Annotated in this window: 13 protein-coding genes; 5 read left to right on the top strand and 8 right to left on the bottom strand. The window is 58.8% G+C overall.

The genetic code is table 11. The annotated features are described in order from the left end of the window. Positions 1 to 37: 37 nt before the first annotated feature. The 4 genes from HMPREF1206_RS09730 to HMPREF1206_RS09710 all read left to right on the top strand — a co-directional run bounded on the left by HMPREF1206_RS09730 (position 38) and on the right by HMPREF1206_RS09710 (position 3,669). Positions 38 to 361, top strand: a complete 324-nt coding sequence (locus HMPREF1206_RS09730; RefSeq protein ID WP_038629105.1) for a putative quinol monooxygenase — start codon at positions 38 to 40, stop codon at positions 359 to 361. Continuing rightward, positions 361 to 978 carry a hypothetical protein gene (locus HMPREF1206_RS09725; RefSeq protein ID WP_016423139.1) on the top strand — a complete coding sequence of 206 codons (618 nt, stop codon included), beginning with the start codon at positions 361 to 363 and terminating at the stop codon, positions 976 to 978. The genes HMPREF1206_RS09730 and HMPREF1206_RS09725 overlap by 1 nt, the downstream gene beginning before the upstream one ends. Positions 979 to 1,163: 185 nt before the next feature. After that, on the top strand, positions 1,164 to 2,030 hold the full coding sequence (locus tag HMPREF1206_RS09720; protein WP_016423138.1) for a 3-hydroxybutyryl-CoA dehydrogenase: 867 nt from the start codon (positions 1,164 to 1,166) through the stop codon (positions 2,028 to 2,030). Between the two features lie 280 nt (positions 2,031 to 2,310). After that, positions 2,311 to 3,669, top strand: a complete 1,359-nt coding sequence (locus HMPREF1206_RS09710) for a phosphatase PAP2 family protein (protein ID WP_016423136.1) — start codon at positions 2,311 to 2,313, stop codon at positions 3,667 to 3,669. A gap of 8 nt (positions 3,670 to 3,677) precedes the next feature. Here the strand turns inward: HMPREF1206_RS09710 and HMPREF1206_RS09705 are convergent, their stop codons facing one another. The 3 genes from HMPREF1206_RS09705 to HMPREF1206_RS09695 all read right to left on the bottom strand — a co-directional run bounded on the left by HMPREF1206_RS09705 (position 3,678) and on the right by HMPREF1206_RS09695 (position 8,826). Continuing rightward, entirely contained in the window at positions 3,678 to 4,829 is a 1,152-nt protein-coding gene (locus tag HMPREF1206_RS09705) for a MalY/PatB family protein (RefSeq protein WP_016423135.1), read from the bottom strand. Positions 4,830 to 4,925: 96 nt separating this feature from the next. Beyond that, a complete protein-coding gene (locus tag HMPREF1206_RS09700; protein WP_016423134.1) occupies positions 4,926 to 6,509 on the bottom strand; it encodes a glycerol-3-phosphate dehydrogenase/oxidase in 1,584 nt (527 codons plus the stop codon). A 622-nt stretch (positions 6,510 to 7,131) separates the two neighbouring features. Further along, a complete protein-coding gene (locus HMPREF1206_RS09695) occupies positions 7,132 to 8,826 on the bottom strand; it encodes an FAD-binding oxidoreductase (protein WP_016423133.1) in 1,695 nt (564 codons plus the stop codon). A 225-nt stretch (positions 8,827 to 9,051) separates the two neighbouring features. On the opposite strand from HMPREF1206_RS09695, the gene HMPREF1206_RS09690 reads away from it, so the two are divergent. Then, positions 9,052 to 10,011 (top strand): diacylglycerol kinase, encoded by a 960-nt coding sequence (locus HMPREF1206_RS09690; RefSeq protein ID WP_016423132.1) that lies wholly within the window; start codon positions 9,052 to 9,054, stop codon positions 10,009 to 10,011. A gap of 57 nt (positions 10,012 to 10,068) precedes the next feature. On the opposite strand, the gene HMPREF1206_RS09685 is transcribed toward HMPREF1206_RS09690, so the two are convergent. From HMPREF1206_RS09685 to HMPREF1206_RS09665, 5 genes are all read right to left on the bottom strand, one after another. Beyond that, a complete protein-coding gene (locus tag HMPREF1206_RS09685) occupies positions 10,069 to 11,985 on the bottom strand; it encodes an ABC transporter ATP-binding protein (protein ID WP_016423131.1) in 1,917 nt (638 codons plus the stop codon). 60 nt (positions 11,986 to 12,045) lie between these two features. Continuing rightward, entirely contained in the window at positions 12,046 to 13,398 is a 1,353-nt protein-coding gene (locus HMPREF1206_RS09680; protein WP_016423130.1) for a phosphotransferase, read from the bottom strand. Positions 13,399 to 13,429: 31 nt separating this feature from the next. Continuing rightward, on the bottom strand, positions 13,430 to 15,241 hold the full coding sequence (gene treS, locus HMPREF1206_RS09675) for a maltose alpha-D-glucosyltransferase (RefSeq protein WP_016423129.1): 1,812 nt from the start codon (positions 15,239 to 15,241) through the stop codon (positions 13,430 to 13,432). A gap of 107 nt (positions 15,242 to 15,348) precedes the next feature. Next, the gene (locus HMPREF1206_RS09670; protein WP_042388821.1) at positions 15,349 to 16,668 is read right to left on the bottom strand and encodes a PH domain-containing protein; all 1,320 of its coding nucleotides are present in this window, start codon (positions 16,666 to 16,668) and stop codon (positions 15,349 to 15,351) included. Positions 16,669 to 16,728: 60 nt separating this feature from the next. Continuing rightward, a complete protein-coding gene (locus tag HMPREF1206_RS09665; RefSeq protein ID WP_016423127.1) occupies positions 16,729 to 17,217 on the bottom strand; it encodes a PH domain-containing protein in 489 nt (162 codons plus the stop codon). Positions 17,218 to 17,396 lie beyond the last annotated feature (179 nt).

Genomic DNA, 17,396 nt, shown 5'->3' with positions numbered 1-17,396 from the left:
GGTGCAATTCTGCTTGGACGCGCCTACAGTGGGCGACATGATTTTTATCGTTGTGAATTACCAAGTTAAGCCGGAGTTTGCCGACGAATGGATGGACCACGTCGCTGAGTTCACCGCTGCCACCCGCGCAGAGGCTGGCAACAAGTGGTTTGAATGGTCCCGCAGCGTAGAAGACCCCAACCAGTACATCCTCGTCGAGGCATTCGATGATGACGCTGGTGAAGCCCACGTCAATTCCGAGCACTTCGCCAAGGGGCTGGAGGCGATGAAGCCGCTGCTCGCTGAGACCCCGAAGATTGTCTCGCAGGTACTGCCAGATAAGCAGGACTGGGATCGCATGGGCGAGCTGCAGGTCGACTAATGTCCTCAGACACCTTTCGCGATAGCGCAGCCGCTTCCAGCAGGGAGACCTATTCTCTGATTGGGCGTGGCCTGCGTATTAGCTCCGCTGTGCTGGCCTCTGCTCTCGTCGTTGGTCTCAGTGCTTGTGGGGATAGCGATGAGGCAGCCCTGGAGAGCAACCAGAATCAGACAAGCCAGGAGCAGAGTGCTGTTGCCTCAACCGCCGCCATTCGGGATAACTTGGCTCAGCTGGCGGCAGATACTGCGGCGCTGAAGACAGCATCGCAGACGCTGATTGCAAAGGAATCGGTTTCGGAAGAGACTCGAAAGATTGCGCAGCAGGCGGAACCAATCTTTGCTGAAGAGGAAGCGCAGCTAGTCAAGACTCTCGGTGTCGATGTTGATCCGTCGGAGACCAAGCTCGACACCGCCACCATGACTCGCCTCGAGAACGAGGAGGGGCCACACGCAGATATGGCTTATCTGACGTTGATGGAAGGCAGCCTGGATAAGATGCTCGGACAGTGGGAAGAGCTGGAAAAGCATGGCGGAAACGACCTGAAAGAGTTGGCACGCTCTTCTCAGCAGCAGCTGGAAGATATTCAGCAGGCGCTGGAAAAACGTATGCAGTACTAGCCGCTGCCCAAAGCTCGTGGGGGGAAATTCAAGTAAAAAGTCCTGCAAAGCGTGCCCGGGGAACCGGGGAAGTGAGTAGCGTGTAAATAAAGCCAGTGCGCTGTGATCGTCGTCAAGCGAATGCGCACTCGGATGAAGCACAATGCTGGCTAATAACCCAGAGTAGAAGGTAGGAAAACACGCCAATGGCAAATAGTATCTCGCGAGTAGGTATCGTCGGCGCCGGTCAGATGGGCTCCGGAATTATTGAGGTCTGTGCGAAGGCCGGTAGCGATGTCAAGGTCTGGGAGGCCAAGGAGGAGTTCCTTGAGTCCGGTCGCGCCCGTATTGAAAAGTCGCTGGATAAGGCCGTTTCCCGTGGCAAGCTAGAGCAGTCTGCACGTGATGAGATTCTGGGGCGTATTAGCTTCACCACCAAGCTGGAGGACTTCGCTGACCGTGAGCTGGTCATCGAGGCCATCGTGGAGAACCCAGAAGTAAAGGCCAGCGTATTCTCGCAGCTCGATGAAATTGTTGAGTCAGAAGATGCCATCCTGGCTTCCAACACCTCCTCGCTGCCGATTCAGTCCATTGCTGCAGCTACCAAGCGCCCGGAGCGCGTCATGGGTCTGCACTTCTTCAACCCGGTTCCGGTTCTGCCTCTGGTAGAGCATGTCGTTACTCTGACGACCGGTGATGTTCAGTCGGAGCGTGCGTACGAGTACGCTTCCGAGGCGCTGGGCAAGACCGTCATTCGCGCTAAGGATCGCTCGGGCTTCATTGTTAACGCCCTGCTGGTTCCGTACATCCTCGGCGCTATTCGCATGCTGCAGGACGGCATTGCTACTGCAGAAGACATCGATGCCGGAATGGTCAATGGCTGTGCGCACCCGATGGGTCCGCTGACTCTGGCCGACATGGTTGGTCTGGACACCATCAAGTTCATTGCCGATGCCATGTTCGATGAGTACAAGGAGCCGACTTACGCGGCACCTCCACTGCTCAAGCGCATGGTTGAGGCGGGTCACTTCGGCCGCAAGTCCGGCCGTGGCTTCTACGACTACTCCAAGTAGTCCACGCTTTTAGCCCCGTTTGGGGCGAGTATTGAGTTCTTACCGGTTGACGGGCGTTTCTCCCGCCAACCGGTTTCTTTTATGCATTTATCAGTGAAAACCCGGAGTCTGATGGGGAAAGCTCCCACGATCGGCGCTAGCATTTTGAAAACTTGTTTCTTTTCAACGCGCCGAAACCTCACAGTGCGCTTAACATAAGTGAAGATTTTGTCAGACCTTGGCTTATAGAGCACTTCACAACTGGTGCCTCCCACGCAGCAATCTGGAAAGGAATGCTTCAGTGTCTTCTTTGAAGCCGCACAAGCGCACTGCAACACGTACTCGCGTCGGCGCTGCTACCGCAGCAATGGCAGTTGTAATGGGGCTTACACCGGCAACGGCCGTGGCAGCTCCGGTCAACCCGTTGGCCGAGCTCGGCAACCGCCTGGACTCTGTTTCTGATCTTCCAGCTAATGTGGCAGCTCCAGAGGGAATCAAGCTCCCCGGCGGTGGCTTCGAGGTCCCGGATTCCATCTCGCTGCCGTCATCTTCCGGTGAAAACACCGACCCGAATGCGCCGAAGCCAACCTCGTACCGCCCGGACCAGATTGCACGCGCGTACCCGTCGGATGCCGCCACCGATAACTGGTTCTACTTCTACGTTGTGCATCCTTTCGTGGAGCTGGAGAAGAACCACCCAGAGGTTATGGACCAGAACCTCGAAACGGTCGTCCGCATTAACAACGCTGCCAAGAATGACCCGCAGGCACAGGAACTCGCTCTTGATGACGACTACCTGGACCCACTGGCCAATATTTCCACTGCTTTCGGTGCAAACCTGGGCCAGCACTTCCGTGATGCCTACGACGAGGATCGCCTGCCGAAGGTAAAGGCCCTGCTGTCCGGCAACCTTGCTCGCGGCGGCGGTCTGGTCAGCTCGACCTTCTTCGAGAAGTACGTCTACGGCTACGATCGCCCATTTGTGGTGGCGCCGGAGCGCATCGAGCGCTACTACCGCGAAGGTCAGGACGACCCGTACTCGACCACCCCGTCCTACCCGTCGGGCCACACCAACAAGGCTGCATGGACTTCAACCATGCTGGCTATGATGCTGCCGGAGGTTGCACCGCAGATTCAGGCGCGTGCGTCCGAGGCTGGTCATTCTCGCCTTGTCATGGGCGTCCACTACCCGCTGGACGTTATGGGCGGCCGCATGATGGGCAACCAGGCCGCAGCTGATCGTTGGGCAGACCCAGAGTTCCGCCCACTCATCGAAGAAGCCATGGATGAGCTGCGTACGGAGCTCGAGTACCGCTGTAGCGACACCATCGCCAACTGCGTTGCCAAGGACACTCCGTACATGAGCACCGCAGCTGCCGTTCAGCAGTACACCGAACGCATGACCTACGACTTCAAGCAGGTTGGCCCGGCTAACGAGCCAGTTGTTGTTCCGAAGCGTTACGCAGGTTTGCTGGAGACCCGCTTCCCGCAGCTGACTGAGGAACAGCGCAGCTCCGTCCTCGCTCAGACCGCAATCCCATCCGGCTACCCGCTCGATCGCACTGACGGTGAGGGCCAGCACGTTCGCATGAACCTGGCTCGCGCTCTGGCCTCCAACGTTGTTGTCAACGCCGACGGCAGCGTCACTGTCACCAACTAAAACGTCAACTACAAGCGCAGGGCCGCGTCAAGACGGTCCAGGGCCTCACCGAGGATTTCCGGGGAGGTCGCAAAGTTAAGCCGCACATGCCCAACCCCGCCTTCGCCGAATGCGAAGCCGGGGTTGAGTGCTATTTTGGCGTTTTCAACCAGCCACGCAGCTGGGTCCTCACTGTCAACACCAGGCACGTCACCCAAGTCCAACCACGCCAAAAATGATGCTTGCGGTGGGGTAAAGCGAGCCTGTGGCGCAATAGTGGACAAACGTGTTCGCAGAGTCTCACGGTTGGTGCGCAGGACATCGACAAAATTGTCCAGCCAGGGCACGCCATCGCGGTAGGCGGCGGTGGTCGCGGCGACACCAAGAATAGAAGCGCCTTCGCGAACAATGAAGGGCAGCTCCAGCCAGGTTTTGGCATCTTCGTCGTTAAAGATGATTTGCGCACACTTGAGGCCGGCGGTATTCCAGCCCTTCGAGGTAGCAGTCACCGTGATAGTCACGGCCGCCGCGGTATCCGACACCGACGCGGTTGGAGTGTGAGTGCCATCTAGAACAACTGGGCCGTGAATCTCGTCTGAGATAACGCGCGCACCAAAGCGAGCGGCTAAATCGGTAATCTCACGCAGTTTTTCGGGGGAGTAGGTAAAGCCGAGAGGATTATTCGGGTTACACAAGATTAGGCAACCGGCACCGTCGGCGAAGGCGCGTTCGAGGGCGCCGAGATCCGGGCCGTCGGCAAGCGTGGGAATGCACACTGTCTCGCGTCCCAGCGCGGGACCTACCTGGAAAAACGGCATGTAGGCGGGAGTGGGGACGACAATTGCGGAATCGGGGCGGGTGAAGCGTTCAACCGCGAGTGTGACACCGCGGACGACGTCAGCGACGGCAAAGATATTGTCGGGGTTCGGGCGCCATCCGTAGCGTTGTGCAGAAAAGTCCGCGGTTGCGGTCGTAAGCGCGGTGATGTCCTGCGAGAGGTATCCGAATTGTTCGCGCTGACACGCCTCGTCGATTGCGGCACTGACGGCAGGGCAGGTTGTGGCATCGGATTCGGCGACCCACAGTGGCAGCACGTCCGGTGAATATGCGGTCCATTTGACTGTCCTGCGGGAGCGGAGTTCATCGAGGGAGGGGAAAGTGACAGCGTTATTTACACTCATAGTTTCCGTGTATACAGAAAAAGCGGGAAGTCCGAAGACCCCCGCTTTATTCAGTAGCTACGGCCGCATCAGAAGCAGCCGCGGCAATGACCAGCGCTAGGCTAGCCTCAGTGCCTCCTCAGCAGCTGGCAGGGCAGATTCGCGATCAGCCTTGACCAGCCCCAGACGTGTGCGGCGATCGAGAATATCGTCGACGCTGAGAGCTCCCTCGTGCGTCACATGCCAGGCGAACTCGGCGCGGGTGACATCGAGACCCTCCGCTACCGGGTCAAGCGCTCGGTCGAGCGGGCAGGATTCGATGACCTCGAAGGATTCGGCACCGTAGCGGTTAAACAGCGGCATCGGGATACGGCCGGCAGCGGCAGCGGTGCGAGCGCGGTCGAGCTCCTCTGGCTCGGAGCCCAGCACAGGGATGGTGCGGGTGGAGCACGGAGCAAGCGAAACACCAAGCTTTTCCGCAACCTTGTCCACGGTTTGCTCAGCCATAAGACGGTACTCGGTGAGCTTGCCACCAGTAATGGAAATCAGGCCGTTCGGGGCCTCCAACAAGGCGTGCTCGCGGGAGAGGTCAGCGGTGTGTGCCTCGCCGGCGTCGATGAGCGGACGCAGGCCGGCGAAAGCACCGATGACATCGTCACGAGTGAGCGGAACCTCGAGTGCCTGGTTGATGACATCGAGCAGAAAAACGATGTCATCCTCCGGCACTTCCGGCTCGTCCGGAATCGGGCCCGGTGCATCCTCATCGGTCAGGCCAATGTAGACGCGGTTGTGCTCTGCGGGAAGGACAAAACAGAAACGGTTGGTGTGACCAGGAACCGGTACCGTGAGAGAGCCGGTAGGGTTGCCTAGCTTCGCGGCGTCAAGAACCAGGTGCGTGCCGCGAGATGGGCGAATCTTGATGTTCGTCGCTAGGTCTGCGGCCCACACACCAGTGGCATTGACCACAGCGTGAGCCGGCAGCTCGAAGGAATCGCCAGTGAGCTCGTCGATTAGTGTGGCGCTCGTTCCAGAGGCGTTCTCGCAGCGCACCCGGGTCAGAATAGTTGCACCGTAGCTAGCGGCGGTTCGAGCGATAGCGGTGACCAAGCGTGCGTCGTCACGCAGCTGACCGTCGTAGTTGACGTAGCCGATTTTCACGTCGCGCTTACGGACGGTCGGCGAAAGCTGGCTGACTCGGCGGGAACTGACAGTGCGGGACAACGGCAGGGTAGTGGCGGAGGTACCAGCGATAATGCGTAGAAAGTCACCGGCCAAGAAGCCTAAACGCGGCAAAACCCGGGTCAACGGTGCGAATTTGTCCATCACCGGTACAACCTGTGGCAGGTTATGCACCAGGTGCGGAGCGGTGACGTCGAGCAGCGCACCACGTTCAATAGCTGAGCGGCGAGCGATACCGACATTGCCACTGGCAAGGTAGCGCAGTCCGCCGTGGGCGAGCTTCGATGACCAACGAGAGGTGCCGAAAGCGAGGTCCTTCGATTCGACGAGAACGGTCTTCAAACCCCTCGACGCCGCGTCTAAAGCGATGCCGACACCAGTGATACCGGCGCCGATGACCAGCAGATCAGGGATGTCGCCCTTAACGGTTTCTTCGCGTAGACGATTCAAGTCCGCTTGCCGACGAGCCTTGTTCAAAACCGCAGCAGAGCGATCGTGCTGAGGAGCGTGCGTGGCAGTCATAGTCTTTCTTCCTCGACTTTCCCGAAGACGGTAATAGTGATGAAACTATTTGGTGTAAGTGATGAAATTGTGGAGTGTGTAGTGAGTGTGAACTATTTCGGGCGTACCCCATTGCAAGGCGCTTAGAAATAGACTAAGTTGTTCATTATCAACGACCGGCACGGATATTGATTCAAGAGATCTTTCTTAGTTGCGAATCATTTCCCGGGATTACAAGGAAGGAGACACCTCGATGGCTATGCACCCAGCGTCCAACCGCTCTGAGTCCATGAACCGAGCTTTCGCTGCTATTGCACCATCGCTGCAGATGTGTTGCTGCTGTCTCCAGTCCGTGCCACCCCAGACAGGTCGTAACTAGAAAAGCACGCTTAGGCATGTAAAACGCCACGCTGTTTGCGGTCGCACGGACGAAACCGCACCGATTGAGCCGACCATCCCACTATCCGGGCATCTTCGCTTGGAATCCCAGGAAGAAGCGACAGCGACAATGACCGCAGCACTTGGATCTTTTACCCTTGACGATTACGTTTCACTGTTTATTTATGACGGCCCAACGTCACCGGAAATCTACGCTAGCGAACTGGTTAGTCTAGCTCGCTAGCCGAAGCCGACAGCAACAGGGTTAAATCGTGTTGCCGTCGTAACGCTCTTCCAGGGAGCGCGGACCGGTAGCCAACTTGCCCGGGTTGAGGATGCCAGCCGGGTCGAGTTCGTCCTTAATTGCGCGCATGACCTTGGCGAACAACTCGGTGTTCTCCTCGTAGTACTGCGGGCTGTGATCCTGGCCAATGCCATGGTGGTGCGTGATGGTGCCGCCGAAGTTCATCATGGCCTCTGATGCCGCGGACTTGATGTCCATCCACTGCTGGAGAATCTCGCCCTCGGTCTCGCGGAAGAAGTACGTGAAGTACAGCGAGCAGCCGGATTCGTACATGTGCGAGATGTGGCAGAAGACGTACACCGGGGTGCCGTGCTTCTCGCCAGCGGTTTCCATTGCGGAGGCGATTTCGCGGCGCAGTGTAGCGGCGTTATCCCAGGTGGTGGCGGTCTCCAGGGTGTCGACACCGACGCGGCGGGTCATCATGACATCGCGCAGGTACGGCGAGGAGAAGCGGTGGTTAACCCAAGCCATGCCCGGAATGGAGCCCATGCGGACGCACTTCTTAGCCAGCAGGCGACCGGCCAGGCGCTCACGGGTGACGCGGGCGCCGACCGGATCAGTCTGGGCGAAGCCAAAAATCACCATGCACGGGGTATCGATGCCACGCAGCTTCAGGTACTTTGTGACCTTCTCGGACATGCTGGCGGAGCCCAGCTGAGTGAGGCCAAACAGCGTCTCCTTCTCGTCGGAGATGCGCGCTAGGTGCGGGATATTTCCGCTCTGCTCCAACTTGCGCAGCTCTTCGGCGGCTTCCTCAAAGGAGTTGAAGAAGTAGGTGTCGAAGAGCATCTCCTTTTGCGGACGCTGATTTAGGGCAATCGTCACATGCGTGATGATGCCCAGGGTGCCCTCCGACCCCAGGAAAAGCTCACGCGGGTTTGGGCCGGATGCCGACGACGGCATGTCGCGGAACTCCATGGTGCCGGCTGGCGTGACGACGCGCATGCCAATCACATTGCGGTCGATGCGACCGTAACCAGAGGATTCCTGGCCTGCAGAGCGGCAGGAAACCCAACCGCCGACAGTGGAGTACTCGAAGGACTGCGGGAAGTGACCAGCGGTGAAGCCGGCCTTGGACAGTTCCTTTTCCAAGTCGGGGCCGAAAACGCCGGTCTCAACGGTGACGGTGCCAGCGACCTTGTCAATGTCGATGATCTTGTTAAAGGCGGTCATGGACACTGCGATGGCCTTACCCATGCCACCGTCAATAGCCTCCACGCCGCCGACGACCGAGGTGCCGCCGCCGAAGGGGACGACTGCAATCTTGCGCTCAGCGCAGACCTTGAACAGGTCCTCGATATGCTTTTCAGTTTTCGGTAGTACAACAGCATCTGGGGCGACATCGAGCTTGGCTGCGCGAAGGCGAACCAGGTCGGGGTAGGAGCGGCCGACCGCGTGCTTGACACGGGTGTCATGGTCGGTGGCGACGGCATCCGCGCCGATAATAGCCCCCAGGGCCTCGATATCCTCGTTGCTGAGGCGACTATCGGGGATAATGACATCGGCGATATTGCGCGGCGGGTTGTTTGCGTCCAGCGACATACCGATTTCGCGCTGCAGTAGCTTCTCGCTGGCCGCGGTGATTGGCTTGTCGTTGCCGTCAACACCCCAGCCCCACCAGCGCATGCGGTACGGAATCGTGAGCTTGTTAGACATCCTGAGCTTCTCCTTGGGCATCGGTGCTGAGAGCCTGAACTGCGGAATTATGTGTAACTTGTGCAGAAGCACATCTTTACATGTTCGTATTATAGCGGTATTGCGTTACGTTTTCTCAAAAAATGTCAATCATTCTTGGTAGACTTTAGTTAGGTGCGGTAGCAAAACCGCATAAAGGCCAGTTTCGGCCGGTCAAAAGCCCACGTAAAAGTAGGTAATTCTTCGATGAACGCTAACGACAAAGATCTCAGTTACCCGCTGGGAACAACTGAGATTCGTACCCTCGCTCTGGTCACTAACCCCCACGCCGGTCATGGCGCCTCGCAGATTGCCTCAGCTCGGGCAAGTCGGGTGTTCGCGGATCGCGGTATCGACGTCATTGCTCTCCAAGGTGCTAACCCCGACGACGCCCGCAAGCTCATTCGTGAGGTCATCGCCGACGGCCGAATCGATGCCTTGGCAGTTTGCGGCGGCGACGGCATGATTAACCTCGCGCTGCAGGAACAGGCACAGACCGGCATCCCCCTCGGCATTATCCCCGCTGGCACCGGAAACGACCACGGCCGTGAATACAATCTGCCGCGTGGCAATGCTCGCGATGCTGCTCACGTTATCGCCGACGGTTTCTGGACAACCACTGACCTCGGCCGCATTACGAGCGCAACAGGGGACCGGCGCTGGTTCGGCACCATCATGTGTGCCGGCTTCGACTCCATTGTCTCCGACCGCGTCAATCAGATGACCTGGCCACACGGCCGCAACCGCTACAACCTGGCCATCGTCCGCGAATTCTTGGCTTTCCACTCCCTGCCATTTCGCCTCACGCTTGATGACGATCGGGTTCTCGAAGATCCCATCACGCTGGCCGCTTTCGGCAACACCCGTTCTTACGGCGGTGGTATGAAGATTTGCCCGTCTGCAGACCACTCCGATGGCCTGATGGACATCACCGTCATCGGCAAGGCCGGACGGATCAAGGCCGCCCTTGCTTTCAAGTCCGTATTCGACGGCACCGTTGAAAAAATCGGTGAGGTCAGCACCTATCGCGCTAAGAAGGCCTACGTGGAATATATCGGCCCACCACGCCAGATGAATGCCTACGCTGACGGCGACCTCATGTTCCCGATGCCAGTCACGGTGGAAATCGTCCCAGGCGCTGGCCGCTACATCGTTCCCCGTCCGTAAAAGAACGCAAGGGGGTTCTCGTCGTCAAGCTTTTCCCGCATGCTTGACGACGTCGCGTTACCCCTTGATTCCGTAGCTCTTCAGGCGCAGACGATCCGCCGCAGAAGCCGAGGCCGTCAGGCGCAGCAGCTCGGCGTAGATACCGTCAGTCTGTGCCAATTCGGCGGGTGCGCCCACCTCGTCGACGTGACCGTCACGCAGCGTAACGATGGTGTCCACATCGGAAATCGTGGACAGGCGGTGGGCGATGATAACCGTGGTGCGCCCCTCCATCAGCTTGTCCAAGCCACGCTGAACTTCGCGTTCTGCCTTGGTGTCCAGCGCCGAAGTGGCCTCGTCCAGGATGAGCAGGGGAGCATCCTTCAAAATTGCGCGCGCAATAGCGATGCGCTGCTTCTGGCCACCCGAGAGCTTCAGCCCGCGCTCACCAATAGTGGTGTCGTAGCCGTCGGCGAAGCTGCGAATGAAGTCGTCGGCATTGGCCTTTTTGGCCGCAGCGATGACTTCCTCATCGGTAGCGTTGGGTTTGCCGTAGGCGATGTTCTCTCGAATCGTGCCGGAGAACAGCGAGGAGTCCTGGAACACGACGGCAGAGCCGGCGCGCAGAGTGGAACCGGAAACCTCGGAGACATCCGACCCCAGAACGCTTAAGCGGCCTGCGGTCGGGGCATAAAAGCCGAGCAGCAGGTTGACGATGGTGGACTTGCCGCCACCCGATTCGCCGATCAAAGCGACTTTTTGACCTGAATACGCCTGGAAGCTGACGTTGGAGAGCACCGGCTTGTCCTCTTCGTAGGCGAAGTCCACTGCATCGAAGTCGACAATGGGAGCGCCGGCAGCCTCCTGCTCGGCTGCGCGTTCCAGGGAGGAGCGGTAGGCGCTGTCGCTAGCGGCGTTGGCTGAGATGGAACCAACAGATGCGGGGGCGAAGTCGCCGTTATTCGCGGTCGCCGCATTGAGGAGCTCCGGCTGCGTGCGAGCCTCTGGGGTAAGTTCCATGACCTTGAAGTAGTCCCGGGAACCGGCGACTGCGCGCTGGGCAGCGTCGACCAAGAAGCTCATCATGGTCACCGGTTGGCGCGCCATATTAATCAGCTGAATGAGCATGACCATGGTGCCGATGGAGAATTCGCCCGACAGCGTGCGCAGGAAAAGCAGCAGGTAGATACCTGCGAAGATGACGTTCAAAATGCCGCCGCGCAGGGCATCCATGCGGTGCCACCACGTTGACTGCTCGTGGGTCAGGGAGATGGTGCGGCGGAAACGGGAACCAAAGAAAGCGATTTCGCGCAGCTCCGCGGTGAAGGATCGAACAACCTTGACCTGGCCGATGACCTCGGCAAAACGGCCACCGGCGATATCGATTTGTTCGTTTTTCTTGGCTTCAACCTTTTGCCAGCGTCTCGACGTCAACGCGGTGAGCAGGGTGTAGACCGGGAAAACGATAATCAGCAGCACGGCCAGCGGCCAGTAGTACCAAGCAGTGATGGCCAGCACTGCACCGACGGTCAACAACATCGGGAAGAAGTTGTTGGAAAACGCCTGGAGGAATTGCGTGATATTGGTAATCGAGCGTTCCAGGCGGGCGATAATTGTGCCGGTGACCTGGCTGTCGAAATAGCGCTGCGGCAGAGACAGCAGCTTTGCATAGTAACGGGTCGACAGAATCTCGCGCATGCGCGCAGTCATCACATCGCCCAGGTAACCACCGATGTTATGCACGATGGTTTGCGTCAGATCGGCAATCAGCAGTCCGATGACCAGCCAAATCACGGTGCGAGTGGTGTTGGACATCGTCGCTTGGCTCAAGCCTTCATCGCTGGACACCGCGCCGACGATGGCGTCGGTGGCATCGCGGATGAGGAAGGGGCTAATCAACGACGCGGCGGCGGTGGCCAGCGAACAGATGATGACCCCGATATAGAAAGGCCAGAGCACTCGCGTGGTGGATAGGATTCTGCTGAGCAGACGCACGAAAGACCTCTATCTTGCGGGATGATGACTCCCCGCTATGAAATTACTGCGACAAGAGCCCTATCCTAACAGCGAGCGCACAGCACCAAGCGGCAGCGGCAGCCAGTTGGGACGGTTCTGGGCTTCGTAAAGGCACTCATAGATGGCCTTATCCAGAACAAACGCTTCCAACAGCACCGGGTCGCTGCTGTCGCCATAGCCTTCCAAGAAGGCATCGATATTGCGGCGAGCCCACTGCTCAACACGCTCGGTCGCTGCCTCGGTGTCCTCACGTCCCGTCAGCAGCGGGTAGTGAGCGGCGTAATCGAAGGATCGAATCATGCCGGCGATATCGCGCAGGCGGTGGTCCGGCAGACGGCGCTCCTCCCACGGGCGCGACGGCTCGCCTTCGAAGTCAATCAAGCGCCATGAGCTTGGAGTGCGCAATACCTGCCCCAAGTGCAGATCACCGTGGATTCGCTGGACGACGGCACCACCTTCCGGTACCGCAGCCTCTGCGCGATCGAAGATAGCCTGCGCCTTATCCTTGACCTCCGCAATTTGTGGCACCACACCAGCGACGAAGTCCAGGCGAGCACGCAGGGGAGCCACCAACTCCGCACCGGTCAGGCGATTCTTCACCGCGACAGCGGCGGCGAGGCTGCTGTGCACCGAGGCCACTGCTTCGCCGAGCGCACGGGCTTCGGAGGTAAAGTCGGTGCCCAAATCTTCCAGCGGGGTCTGGGCGTCGCGGATGGCGTCGCGGACTGCGCCGAGAGCCAGCTCCCAGCCATCGACCGAGTTCGGTGCGAATTCCTGCAGCATGGCGGTGGTGTAGGCGTCCTCGCCAATGGTGGTCTCTACCCAGGAGTAGAGCTCAGGGACGAACTTGCAATCCGCCTGGGCTAGTGCGGCCAGCAGCTCCACATCGGCATTAGTGCCGGGGTAGAGGCGACGGAAGAACTTGCACATCACGCGGTCGTCGAAAATGACCGAGGTATTCGACTGTTCTACTCCCATAGGGCGGCCGGATTCCGGTCGGGGCTGCTCAGAGCCCGGCACACGCCGCAGTTCCATGCGGCCGAGCTTGCCTTCGTCGGAAAGCTTCTGGCCGAGTGCCGTGATGGCGTCCGAATCAATCAGAGCGTCGTAGCCGACGACGCCGTCGGCGCGAACCAGTAGGGACTGTTCGTGGCCCTCGGGGACGTCCTGCGCCCAAGCGATGGGCAGCTGATAGGTCGGTGCGGAATGGGCGGTGTGCACTCTCACCAATGCGATATCGACATCGGGACTGTTGGGATTGTCGCGCAGTACGGGGTCAAGCGCGAGGATCTCGACGTGGTCGATGTCAGAGACCTTGTCAGCGAAAAAGCGCATCCTGACCAGTGTGTCTGCCAGCTCTTCGGCAATGAAATCGGCGGTGGGAATAGTCATTTCAGTTCATTCGCCTTTCGGGACTTAAAGATCACTCTCTATTATCGGCGTTTGTGACGGCATCGGCATTGGCATCGGTGGCGGTGCCAGAGTGCTCGCGTGATGACGTCACCGGCGCGTCCGATATCGCCTGTGCAACCGGGATTGTCGGCGCGGACATTGAGACGCTCGATTCGGCGTTTGTCTCCGGCGGAAGCTGGATTTCGAACCAGTAGAAACCGTGGCCAGGAAGCGTGATCTGGTAGGAATCGGTGCCAATCGTGGGGAAGGGAACCGAACCAGTGAGCTCTACCGGGGTGGCACCGGCGAACTCGGACAGATCCAGTGAGACGGCCGCGGGATAGGAGGACAGGTTGTTGACGCACAGCAATACTTCATCGCCGAATGTGCGCAAATAAGTCAGAACAGAGGCCGTGTCGCTGTTTAACTCGCGGAAATCACCGAGACCAAAAGCCTCATAGCGTTTGCGGACCTGAATTAGTCGACGCACCCAATTCAACAGGGAGTTGGAGTAGCTCGCCTGGTTTTCGACATTGACCGCCTGGTAGCCGTAGGTCGCATCCTGAATGGTCGGCAGATAGAGCCGACCCGGGTCGGCCTTGGAGAACCCGGCGTTGCGGTCGGGCGACCACTGCATCGGTGTGCGCACGCCATCGCGGTCGCCGAGCCAGATGTTGTCGCCCATACCGATTTCATCGCCGTAGTAGAGCACCGGCGAACCCGGTAGGGACAACAACAGGGCGTTGAAAAGCTCGAGTTGGGTGCGGTCATTTTGCAGCAATGGCGCTAGCCGACGGCGAATGCCGATGTTGGCCTTCATCCGCGGATCGTGGGCATACTCGGCGTACATGTAGTCGCGCTCTGCATCAGTGACCATTTCCAACGTCAGCTCATCGTGGTTGCGCAGGAAAATACCCCACTGAGCCGAAGAGGGAATCTCTGGCGTGGACTCCAGGATCTCCGAGATGGGAAAGCGGGACTGCTTGCGCACCGCCATGAAAATGCGTGGCATAAGCGGGAAGTGGAAAGCCATGTGGCATTCGTCGCCACCGACCTCCGGGTCGCCGAAGTATTCCACCACATCGGAGGGCCACTGGTTGGCCTCCGCCAGCAGGACGCGACCCGGGTATTCCTCGTCCATGACCTTGCGGCAGCGCTTCAGAAAAGCGTGGGTCTCGGGCAGGTTCTCGCAGTTAGTACCCTCGCGTTCAAACAGGTAGGGAACAGCGTCGAGGCGGAAGCCATCAATGCCGAGATCCGACCAGAAGCGCAGCACATCGAGCATTGCTTCCTGCACCGCCGGATTGTCATAGTTCAGATCTGGCTGGTGGGAGAAGAAGCGGTGCCAGTAGTACTGACCACGCACCGGGTCGTAGGTCCAGTTGGAATCCTCGGTATCCACGAAAATAATGCGTGCGCCCGAGTAGGTGTCCGGGTCATCGGTCCAGACATAAAAGTCGCCGTAGGGGCCATCGGGGTCAGTGCGCGACTGCTGGAACCACTCATGGCTATCGGAGGTGTGGTTCATCACCAGGTCAGTAATAACGCGGATACCGCGCGCATGGGCCTCGTCGAGAAGCACCTTGAAATCCTCGACCGTGCCAAACTCGTCGAGAACGGCGCGGAAGTCGCGGATATCGTAACCGCCGTCGCGCAGCGGGGAGTCGTAGAAAGGCGGCAGCCAGAGGCAGTCGACACCCAGCCATTGCAGATAATCGAGCTTTTCCGTCAGCCCTTTGAGGTCGCCGGAGCCGTTGTTGTCGGAGTCAAAGAAGGCTCGGACGAGCACCTCATAGAACACCGCGCTGCGGTACCACTCGTAATCTTTCTTGGCGATAGTCATGCATCCCAGCGTAATGACTATGCCGCTAGCCTGCAGAGGGAGTTTTCCTGCGAGATCCCACAAAACCGCGCGAGTCGGCGGTCCTGGGAGACCTCATGAAACACCTTTTAAACAGCCTTGTGTTCCTGAATCAGCGCGGCGAGTTGATACGCATCAGCCAGCGCCAACTCCGTTGCCACCGGTGTGACGGTTCCTGGCACCATATCGATTCGCACGTTCGCCACTCCCGCCGCTTTCTTCAGCGGAGAAATGGTTAGTGTATGCCCCTGGATGCGCTGCCAGGGGACCATGAACCGCGTATGCCAGAACCGACCCTTGGTCACCAACAGCCCCCGCCGCGTGGCCTGCACCTTTTGAAATTTCCAGTCAATTGGGCTGAGCCACCATGCCGTGCGTGGAGTCTGCCAGGAGCCCAACAGGTCATCGGCAGAGGACGGTCCCGCAATCTCAGTCATCAAATCATCGACAATCGTATCGGTCTCCGCCGCCGGCGCCACTGGCACCAGTGTGTTGTTCGACTGTGTGCTGTCCAGGCCGTACCCCGCCACGGAGACATCCGCACGGGACCATCTCCACGGACGCCACCAGAGCGGTTGCACCACTTTAAAGCCGTGAATGCGATCAATCGGAATGGTTTGAGCGCGCGTCGACAACAGTCCGGCGGTAATCGCCAGACGCCTGCTTTCCGACGACACCTTCAGCGTGAAATCCCACGACTGATTTAGTAGTCCGAAAAGGCCGAGCGCGAAACTGCCAATCACAATCAGAGTAGTGATGGTTACTCCGCTGAGGATTTCCACGATGAAGTCGGTAAACAGCGCAGAGACAACGGCGAGGAGGATGAGAGCTATGCCGACGAAAAGACCGGGTCCAATGGCCACGGATGCGACCAACCGTCCGACATCGACCGGGCCAAAAATAGTTTTCGCGTCGGACATGCGGGAGGACATGTGGGCACTGGAGTCTTGAGCAGCGGCGGGGCTGTCGCCGTCGTAAAGCGAATGTGCCAGTTCGGTGTCCAGCTTTTCTACCTCGCCCAACACGTCAGCGCGGAACTGTTCGCATTGCGGGGGAGTGAGGTATTTGATCGTGAAGTGCGAATCGGAGCCGCCAGCTGTTTCGATGACAATTTCGGCGAGCCCGAAAATGCGCGCCAACAATGGTTGGTTGATATCCACCGCCTGCACGCGGTCGAGCCGTGCCGCGCGTCGAGAACGCAGTAGCCATCCGGAGCCGTAGCGAACCTCATCGTCGGTGAGTTCGTAGAACGTATACCGCCAGGACAACCACGAGAAAAATGCAATTAGACCAATAATTATGGCGACCGCACCGGTACCGATAAGGAGACCGAGCCATGCCCAGTCGTAGAGCTGAGTCACGACAGCAACGGCCAATTGCCACTGATTCGCAACTGCGAATGCAGTCACAGCAGCGATTGTGGCGAAGCTTTTGAGCAGCGGGGATAGTGGATGAACTCTATGCCTCATTTAAAGACCCGCCATCCGGTCGTGGGCGCGCTGAGATAGACGGGCGCGCAGGACGAGAGCTTCTTCGCGTGGCAGACCGTGGACGGCGGCATCCGAGCTCGCCGATGCTGTGTTGAGCTTCAGCGTTGCCAGTCCAAACAGGCGAAGCAGCGGTCCTTCATCGATGTCGATGAACTGGATTCGTCCGTAAGGGACAATAGTGACCGAGCGCCACCAGCGTCCGGACGCAACGATGAAGTCGTTATCCCCTTCGAGGTATCGGTGGGCACGAACTCGGCGGCCGATGAGCCAGTAGATATATGCGAAGTAGAGCACGCAGGCGAGGACTCCCAACCACATCCACGGAGTCCACGCCACCGCGGCTACGGCAGCTGCGACCGTGATAACTAGCAGGGGAGCAGCGTGCGCGATTCGCTTCACCTTAGCCAGCGCGGGGTCGACCGGCTGCAGCGCAGAGTTTTCGGGGACTAGTAAATCAAGTGGCTCCATGGTTGACAGTTAAACACAATTGGTAAAGTTTGCGCCCAACCAGGTGCTTCGGTAAGAACGGTGGCTATGGACCGCAGGAAACTCATTGCAGTACTCATCACGCTAATTACCATTTTGGTCTGCGTGGAGATTTACCAGTACATGCAGACTCTGCCGAGCTAAATAGCAGCGCTAACCGG

Origin of the sequence: Corynebacterium sp. HFH0082, assembly GCF_000411235.1 — a bacterium.
In the GTDB taxonomy this organism is placed as follows: Bacteria; Actinomycetota; Actinomycetes; order Mycobacteriales; family Mycobacteriaceae; genus Corynebacterium; species Corynebacterium jeikeium_D.
Note: the sequence above shows the minus strand (reverse complement) of the source record. Positions and strands in the feature narration are given on the sequence as shown.

Bases quoted from the DNA above. Each gene is read 5' to 3' on its own strand.
- HMPREF1206_RS09730 (WP_038629105.1), top strand. From the start codon at position 38: ATGATTTTTATCGTTGTGAATTACCAAGTTAAGCCGGAGTTTGCCGAC.
- HMPREF1206_RS09725 (WP_016423139.1), top strand. From the start codon at position 361: ATGTCCTCAGACACCTTTCGCGATAGCGCAGCCGCTTCCAGCAGGGAG.
- HMPREF1206_RS09720 (WP_016423138.1), top strand. From the start codon at position 1,164: ATGGCAAATAGTATCTCGCGAGTAGGTATCGTCGGCGCCGGTCAGATG.
- HMPREF1206_RS09705 (WP_016423135.1), bottom strand. From the start codon at position 4,829: ATGAGTGTAAATAACGCTGTCACTTTCCCCTCCCTCGATGAACTCCGC.
- HMPREF1206_RS09700 (WP_016423134.1), bottom strand. From the start codon at position 6,509: ATGACTGCCACGCACGCTCCTCAGCACGATCGCTCTGCTGCGGTTTTG.
- HMPREF1206_RS09695 (WP_016423133.1), bottom strand. From the start codon at position 8,826: ATGTCTAACAAGCTCACGATTCCGTACCGCATGCGCTGGTGGGGCTGG.
- HMPREF1206_RS09690 (WP_016423132.1), top strand. From the start codon at position 9,052: ATGAACGCTAACGACAAAGATCTCAGTTACCCGCTGGGAACAACTGAG.
- HMPREF1206_RS09680 (WP_016423130.1), bottom strand. From the start codon at position 13,398: ATGACTATTCCCACCGCCGATTTCATTGCCGAAGAGCTGGCAGACACA.
- treS (WP_016423129.1), bottom strand. From the start codon at position 15,241: ATGACTATCGCCAAGAAAGATTACGAGTGGTACCGCAGCGCGGTGTTC.
- HMPREF1206_RS09665 (WP_016423127.1), bottom strand. From the start codon at position 17,217: ATGGAGCCACTTGATTTACTAGTCCCCGAAAACTCTGCGCTGCAGCCG.